The sequence below is a fragment of the Aquimarina addita genome (assembly GCF_039539305.1).
Taxonomy (GTDB): domain Bacteria; phylum Bacteroidota; class Bacteroidia; order Flavobacteriales; family Flavobacteriaceae; genus Aquimarina; species Aquimarina addita.
This window is the reverse complement of sequence record NZ_BAABCW010000084.1, coordinates 1-530: the sequence shown is the minus strand read 5'-3', so window position 1 is coordinate 530 and position 530 is coordinate 1. Positions and strand designations below refer to the sequence as shown.

At 42.3% G+C, this 530-nt stretch carries 1 protein-coding gene; it reads right to left on the bottom strand.

Annotation, left to right across the window (positions count from 1 at the left end; translation table 11 throughout):
- Positions 1-461, bottom strand: a 461-nt coding sequence (locus tag ABD816_RS22255) for an AMP-binding enzyme (protein WP_425549134.1), incomplete at its 3' end; no start/stop codon positions are given.
- Positions 462-530 lie beyond the last annotated feature (69 nt).

The window sequence follows — 530 nt, the reverse complement described above, 5'->3', positions numbered from 1 at the left end:
CCTCCAAGTTCAAAGAAATTATCGTGTATTCCAACCTTTTCTACTCCCAGTAATTCTTGCCAGATCTCAGCCAGTTGTTTTTCAATGTCATTTCGTGGGGCTACATAAGATGCGGTAGCTGCCTCTGACATGTCAGGATCTGGTAATGCCTTTTTATCAATTTTTCCATTACTAGTCAAAGGCAAGGCCTCTAACTCAACCCAAATCCCAGGCACCATATACTCAGGTAATCGGGAACCAATGTAGTCTACCACAAGGGCTTTGTTGAAGCCTCCTTCCATAACCAGGTAACCAATCAGGCGTTTATTGCCATTATGATCTTCTCTGGCAAGGACACAACATTCCTTTACCTTATCCACTTCCGATAAAACACTCTCTATTTCTCCCAACTCAATACGGTATCCACGAATCTTTACCTGATCATCCTTTCTACCTATGAATTCAATATTACCATCTGGCAACCAACGTGCAAGATCCCCTGTCTTATATAAACGCGAACCGGAATCATCGCTAAATGGATTGTCGATGAA